The organism is Pseudothermotoga sp., assembly GCA_025060105.1.
GTDB lineage: Bacteria > Thermotogota > Thermotogae > Thermotogales > DSM-5069 > Pseudothermotoga_A.
Window position 1 is genome coordinate 1 of record JANXCS010000015.1, and the last position, 6,780, is coordinate 6,780.

Below are 6,780 nucleotides of genomic sequence, written 5' to 3' on the forward strand. Positions count from 1 at the left end.
TTTGTCTTTGGAGAAGATACATCGCAACAAGATGAACACATTCGTGGAGCTCTCCTGTTTCTCGACGCTTTTCCAGTTAAAGACTTGAAATTTGGGTTGGATGTTGTGAACAACCATTTTCAAATGTACTATTCCGAGGGGAAGATACCCAACGATTGGTACAACCCAGTTCCTGTGACTTATATCACCGTGGTAGGTGGAGTGTTCAAATTCACCGTAGTCGCTGTTCAGGAAGTAGATGATAATCTGAAAGAGAGAATAAAGAAAGCGTTCGAAGAAATGCTGATCAGCTACGGTATAGGTGCAAAAACCAACTATGGATATGGAAGATTTGAAAAAAACGATCAAAAATGATCTATCGGAAAGTTCATGATTTCCCATCTCAATTTGAGAAAAACTGACGTAAAAAAACATGTAAACTGATCGATCTACTCGATTTTATTCACCGTGTCTCTTCTTTTATGAATTTTTCGAAGAGAGGAAGTTGTTTGTACTGATTGGTGTGATCTGTCAGAAAAAACTGCCCCTGAAGATCTAGATCTGTGGAAAGCGATACCGAGCGTGAATGATTGAAGGAGGTGAGTTTATGGGAAAGTATTTGTCTTATCTTGCTGTGATCGTACTTTCACTTTTTCTTGCAACTTGTGCACCAACGACGAGTCCTTCCAATGGTCAAACTGATCAACCGAATCCGACCAATCCGATCGACATCATCGCAGACGATGAAATCCACACGGTCGGTAGGATAAGCTATATAGACGTCAAGGTCGTGGACAGCAAAGGTTCTCCCATACCGAATGTTGGCGTTAAGTTCTTCTTCCAATCTCCCAGAGATGGAAACTGGTATGCAGTGGTCGACGAGTTGACTAAAATGACCACCGTTATGACCGATTCAAACGGAATAGCGAAAATAGCAGTCCTTCCAAACATACAAGTGATGAATCAAAATTTTCGAGCATACATCTCAGAACCTATTCAAATCGAAAAATATTTTCGAGTGACTTTCAAAAGACCAAATTGGCTGTTCTTGATATGGATGTGCGCAGATAACGATCCGACAGATCCGACAAGAGATCTTGAACTTCCTGGTCTTGTAGACCGTTCAGAAATGTTGAACGCTAATCAAAATGTATCTGTGTTTGCTTTCTGGGATGGCAGGGAAAAAGATCCGCAGGACAAAATACTTGTTCTTGATGAATTTGGAGTGTGGAAAGATATTTATAAATTCAGCGAAGATTTCAAATCTGGCGATTATTACGAATTGGCTCGTTGGATTTATGTAATTTTTTCCATTTTTGAGTCATCTCATCGAGCTTTGATTTTGTGGAACCATGGTAATGCTTGGCTTGACAATGCATCTAATACGAGATCTTTCACACCTCAGGCAATATGTTATGATTATACAGCCAACCAAAATGCAATTTCAACGGTGGAACTTCGTGTGGTTCTTCAAGCTTATAACAGTGTTAATCCTCCAGGTCCTCGCATAGATTTGCTGTGTATGGACGCTTGTTTGATGGGCTCAATCGAGGTGCTTTATGAACTTAAGGGTTTGGTCGATTACATTGTAGCTTCTAGTTTTTCAGAACCTGGTGAAGGTTTCAATTACAACTTTTTAAAACAAATAACCTCGATCGATGGTGCCGTGGATGTTGGAAGAAAAATAATCGATTATTACAGAAGTTCTTACGATGGTACTCAAAAGGAAAACGATGGTCTCAGCTTGGCGATGTACGACATGAGTAAGGTTCAAGTTACAGCCAATTTGGTGAGTCAACTTGGATACAGATGCTAGTAGACCTCAACGACTTTGCATATTTTATACAGTACATAGGCGATAGTCAAGTTCAATTCTATGCTCAACAGCTTCAAACCGTTCTCAACCAACTTGTGATCTATGAATATGTTGAGAAAACAGGATATGTAATTAACAATCCTGTGAGCATATTCATGCCTAACCGAGCTGACTCAGTTAGACAATATAGAAATGATTACAACATGCTTTTATTCACTGGAGAAAATGACTGGCCCGATTTTCTTGAAGCTTGGCTTCAAACAGGTGATGTTTTGAAACACGTACCATCCAAGCCTTCACTGAGTGGCGATTTTTTGAAAGATGTGTCGTTGAACGAAATCTTTTCGTTGATGCAATGAGTTGAATTGTGGACCATCATAGAATCTGTTTTCTGCGATGCGGGGTTTTCCCCGCATTTTTTATCCCATCGGGTTCACGGTAATGAGGGTAACTAAAGGCGAAAGAATCGTTGATGCTATGATAAAATAAAAAGAACAACGGTGGTGAAACAATGAATGGATTCACATTGGTAGAGGTCATCATCACACTGATCATTTTTCTCATAGTTTCGGCCGTGGTCGTTGTGTTGTTGAGCAGTGTCTATAGACAATCCATGATCACTTACGATAGAATCAGTGTGCAAGATGAATTAGCTCAGATAGATGCTCTGATACGCAAAGAACTGTTGAAAGCTGGACCAACCATCGAAGGACTCAGTGTTTTGCAAGATTCTATTGAATTTTACGCCGTTGTGCCTTTCTCAAAACCTTTCTATGGAACTTACGCTTCGGCCACGAAGCTCAAATACAAATTGACCTTCTCTCAAGGTAAGCTTGAACTTGAAATCAGTGATGGTGCAAGTTACACAAGAAGAACCACGCTCGGGCTGCTTCAAAAAGTCGAATTTGAAAGGCGCGCTGGTGATCCTCCAAACGTGATTCGATACACCCTCGAGAAAAAGAATCTGACTTTACCTTATCGATTGACATCGTCTGTGGTGCTGTACAACTTGAAGTGAGGTGGGCCGTTGAAAAAAGGTTATGTTTTGATCTTCACGTTGGTTTTACTGACCACAGTTTCGCTATTCACCGTTGCTCTTTTGACGAACCTATCGGTTTACGCGAAAAGAACAGCTTTCGAAAGCAACAAAAATCTTGTCCATCTTCAAGCTCAGAATCTTCTTCAGTTGTCGATCGCTTTCATCAAACCAAACTTCAATGGTGTGGGAGGTGTGACACTCAACTGGACGAACGCACGTTTGAGTGGGAACGTAACTTGGTGGGACACATTCAAGAAAACTCTACTGAGTCAATCGGACGGAGATTTCTGGAGAAACTTTTTCCAACGTGTGGATGAAAACAGATACTTCAACTTACACTCAATTTCGAAGTTCAACGAGACGATAAACCTTCATGGCCTGTCAGGTACGACGATCGTTGTACCGATCACTGGGACTTACCAGGTTGGTAGCAATCCCTATTCGGTGCTGTTGGTGAGCAGGGCTGTCAGAGGAAAAATCGAAGCTTACGCACTCGCAGTCTTGGCCGTGGACTTTCTCAACAAGTACGCTTACTTCACCGAAAAAGAAATCCGACCGAGTGGTCAAAAAATATATTTCATCACTCGCGATGTCATAGATGGTCCAATGAGATCTAACGACGTGATACACATTTGGGGAAACCCTATATTCAGATCAACGGTTGAAGTCAAAGATGTTGAGACTGTTTCTGGAAGTCCGACGTTCCATTTTGGTTGGCGTCGGCTCAATCAAGAAGATATACAGGCGTACAACATGACTATGATCAAGAATGCTTATTCGAACGACCTTGAAGCGCTAGTAAAACCAGTGAATGACTTTTTGAACAGCGCGGTAGAAACGGGTATAAAACTAAACTTGAAGGGAAAGACGATAAGAGTTGGAAGCAACGATAGAACTGCCCAGAAGTTGATAGTCGAATTTAAAAGTGCACAGGGTCAAGGTAGCGATCATTTCATCAAAGTCTGGGTTCAATACACTCAAGGAAATAATACAGGAACTGATGCACTTTTCACCTTAAAACCAAACCCCAGCGGAACTGGAACTCGCATGGTCATTCACGGTGAAAGCGCCAGAAGGTGGCTCGATTTAGCCAGCGGTCCAGATGATAAGGAAGTGAATTTCAGTGGTATTTTGATGTCCGATCTGACCGTCGCTGTGCAGAACAATTCCAACAGTGACAAGCCCATGTACGTTGATGGAAGGTACACGATATATTCGAAAGAAAATGTTGAAATCTACGATCACATCGTGTATGAAGATTTTCGCCATCTTTTTCCACACAACACCATCGATAGCATAATCGTGAACGACAATCTCATCAATCAAATGAAGAATGCTACCAGAACAGATTTTTTGAACATCGTTGCGGACAAGTATATCTTGGTTAAAGAGAAGCAAAGTAATCTCAAGATTACAGCGAGTCTTTACTCGTTCGATGAGAGCTTCATGGTGGAAAGATACAACGAAGGGTCTCCTGTGGGACAACTAACGATCTTTGGTTCGTTGATGCAGTACTATCGTGGACCAGTGGGGACTTTCAGTGGTGGAACCATACAAACAGGATACTACAAAAACTACATTTATGACTACAAAATCTTGGAAGGTATGAGCGCCATAGGAACACCTGCCAAGCGAGGAGAAGTGGTCCTGCTGACTGTCAGGGGAGTGTTTTGATGAAGAGCGGTACGATCCTTGTAGAAATGCTGGTTTGTTTGGTGCTCGTAGCTATAATAGTCATTTTTGCTTTCGATGCGATCATCAATTCTTTGAACATATCCAGCAGACACGAACTGGAGATGAAGACGATATCGTTACTGAACTTCGTTCAAAGCTATCTTGCCGAGTACAGAGTCGGCAACGAAATAACCAGCGACATCGTTCAAAACCTCAACACCATGTTTCATGGTACCAACACCAACGCTTTTCCGCGCATCCTCGAAGCTACGAAAACAGACCTTTCAATCACAGATACCAACGTTACTTACAGATATAGGATCGTGAAAGTTAAGGTCGCGAAGAATCCTCACATCGCGGAAGAATTCGTACTGCTCTTTGGTTATTGATATGGATCGAAAATAACCGAAAGTAGAGCATTTTGCGGTGAGATTGGCGATGGTTCGTCACACTTTCAGCTCATCGTAAGCTTTTTTCATCGCTTGTGATATCTTCTGCAGATTTTCAAAACTACAAGCGAAATTCAAACGAACACCGTTTGCATCTCCAAAATCTTTACCGTTGTTCAAATACACCCTCGCTCTTTCTAGAAAGAACCTCTGTGGATTTTCCAAGCCAAGTTTTGAGCAATCGAGCCACATCAAAAAGGTTGCTTCTGGTAATGGAACATCGATCAACGGCATGTTCGATTTTATGAATTGATACACAAAATCTCTGTTTTCACGAAGCGTTTTCAGAAGACTTTCGAGCCATCCTACGCACTCTGTGTAAGCTGATTGGAGTGCCAACATACCGAATATGTTCGGTGTCGTCAATTCTGAAGCTTCCAAAGCTTCGTTGTAGAGCTTTCTGATCCTTTCATTCGGAATAAAACCGTATCCGTTCGTCAATCCTGGAACGTTGAAGCTCTTACCAGCGGAGTTGAGCACGATCACGTTGTCTAGATTCACCTTCAACATCGTGGTGAACTTGAAAGGTTCATACACGATGTCCGCATGTATCTCGTCGCTCAGAATGATGGTTCCGTACTTTGAACAGAGGAAAGAAAGTTCCTTCAGCTCGTCCAACGTCCAAACCCTTCCAACGGGATTGTGTGGGTTACAGAGGATGAGCAACTTTGGTTTTTCTTTTGAAAGGATCTTCTCTAGGCCCTCCAGATCCATCACGTACTTTCCATTTTCCTTTTTCAATCTGTTCTCCAAGATCTGTCTTTTGTTCTTCTTCGTCACTTTGAAGAAAGGTGGATAGACAGGTGGTTGAATCACGATCTTATCTTCCGGCTCGGTCAAAACGTTTATGAGTAAAGCCATCATGGGCATCACACCGGGTCCATCGATGATCCATTCTCGCTGAACGGTGAAGCTGTGTCTTTTCGTATACCAATCGACGATGGCAGCGTAGTATTCTTCGGATCTGAAAGTGTAACCAAACACAGCATGGTTGATCCTTCCAGCAAAAGCTTCGAGCATCTTTGAACACACCTTCACATCCATGTCTGCGATCCAAGCTGGCATAACGTCTTCGCCATATTTCGCACGTATCTGATCGTACTTCACACTGTTGGAATTGTTCCTATCGGCAAATTCGATTGACATAGTCTTTTTAACCCTCCTCATCGATCTACCAAAAGAAAAATACCACGTTTCCTGAAAACCGAACAAAATATCGCTTGCAAAACAGTTGCTAGTGCATAAACGATGGAAGGAAAATTTGTTGACTGATTTTGTGTAAAAAAAATAAAAGGCGGGCTTGCGCCCGCCTTCGAACTTGCCGTGTTCGATTATCGCAGTAGTTGTAGCACCGTTTGTGGGAGTGCGTTCGCCTGAGCGAGCATCGCCATGCTGGATTGCATCAAGATCTGTTGTTTGGTGAATTCCATCATTTCCTTGGCCATGTCTGCATCTCTGATTCGAGACTCTGCTGCTGTCAGGTTCTCCGCCGCAACTCCAAGGTTGCTTATCGTGTGTTCGAGCCTGTTCTGAATAGCACCTAGTTGAGCGCGTGCACTGCTGACTTTGTGAATGGCCGCATCGATGACCATGATGGTTCTTTCTGCGCTGTTTTGGTCTGTGACTTTGAGTGAATCTGGTGTGATACCAAGCGCTGCAGCTCTCATATCGTCAAGGCCTGCGAGCATGTTGTGACCTTCGTTTGCACCGATCTGGAACACCAGCGAGGTGTCTTGATACCACCTTTCTTCAGCCCTCACGACACCACTATCGATCACTTCTTCTAACGGCAGAGCCCCTCCAAAGGAGTTAATGTTATAAAC

8 protein-coding genes are annotated in these 6,780 nt (G+C 42.7%); 6 read left to right on the forward strand and 2 right to left on the reverse strand.

The annotated features are described in order from the left end of the window. The 6 genes from cmr6 to NZ875_09610 all read left to right on the forward strand — a co-directional run. On the forward strand, positions 1 to 354 hold a 354-nt coding region (gene cmr6 / locus NZ875_09585), incomplete at its 5' end, for a type III-B CRISPR module RAMP protein Cmr6 (GenBank protein MCS7175986.1). Positions 355 to 586: 232 nt separating this feature from the next. Further along, positions 587 to 1,795, forward strand: coding sequence for a clostripain-related cysteine peptidase (locus tag NZ875_09590; GenBank protein ID MCS7175987.1), 1,209 nt, complete (start codon positions 587 to 589; stop codon positions 1,793 to 1,795). Next, positions 1,789 to 2,154, forward strand: coding sequence for a clostripain-related cysteine peptidase (locus NZ875_09595; GenBank protein ID MCS7175988.1), 366 nt, complete (start codon positions 1,789 to 1,791; stop codon positions 2,152 to 2,154). The genes NZ875_09590 and NZ875_09595 overlap by 7 nt, the downstream gene beginning before the upstream one ends. 152 nt (positions 2,155 to 2,306) lie before the next feature. After that, a complete protein-coding gene (locus NZ875_09600) occupies positions 2,307 to 2,813 on the forward strand; it encodes a prepilin-type N-terminal cleavage/methylation domain-containing protein (GenBank protein MCS7175989.1) in 507 nt (168 codons plus the stop codon). A gap of 9 nt (positions 2,814 to 2,822) precedes the next feature. Beyond that, positions 2,823 to 4,508, forward strand: coding sequence for a DUF4900 domain-containing protein (locus NZ875_09605; protein MCS7175990.1), 1,686 nt, complete (start codon positions 2,823 to 2,825; stop codon positions 4,506 to 4,508). Continuing rightward, on the forward strand, positions 4,508 to 4,897 hold the full coding sequence (locus NZ875_09610) for a hypothetical protein (protein MCS7175991.1): 390 nt from the start codon (positions 4,508 to 4,510) through the stop codon (positions 4,895 to 4,897). Before NZ875_09605 ends, NZ875_09610 begins: the two co-directional genes overlap by 1 nt. 57 nt (positions 4,898 to 4,954) lie before the next feature. Here the strand turns inward: NZ875_09610 and NZ875_09615 are convergent, their stop codons facing one another. Beyond that, a complete protein-coding gene (locus tag NZ875_09615; GenBank protein ID MCS7175992.1) occupies positions 4,955 to 6,169 on the reverse strand; it encodes a pyridoxal phosphate-dependent aminotransferase in 1,215 nt (404 codons plus the stop codon). Between the two features lie 119 nt (positions 6,170 to 6,288). Continuing rightward, positions 6,289 to 6,780, reverse strand: a 492-nt coding sequence (locus NZ875_09620; GenBank protein MCS7175993.1) for a flagellin, incomplete at its 5' end; no start/stop codon positions are given.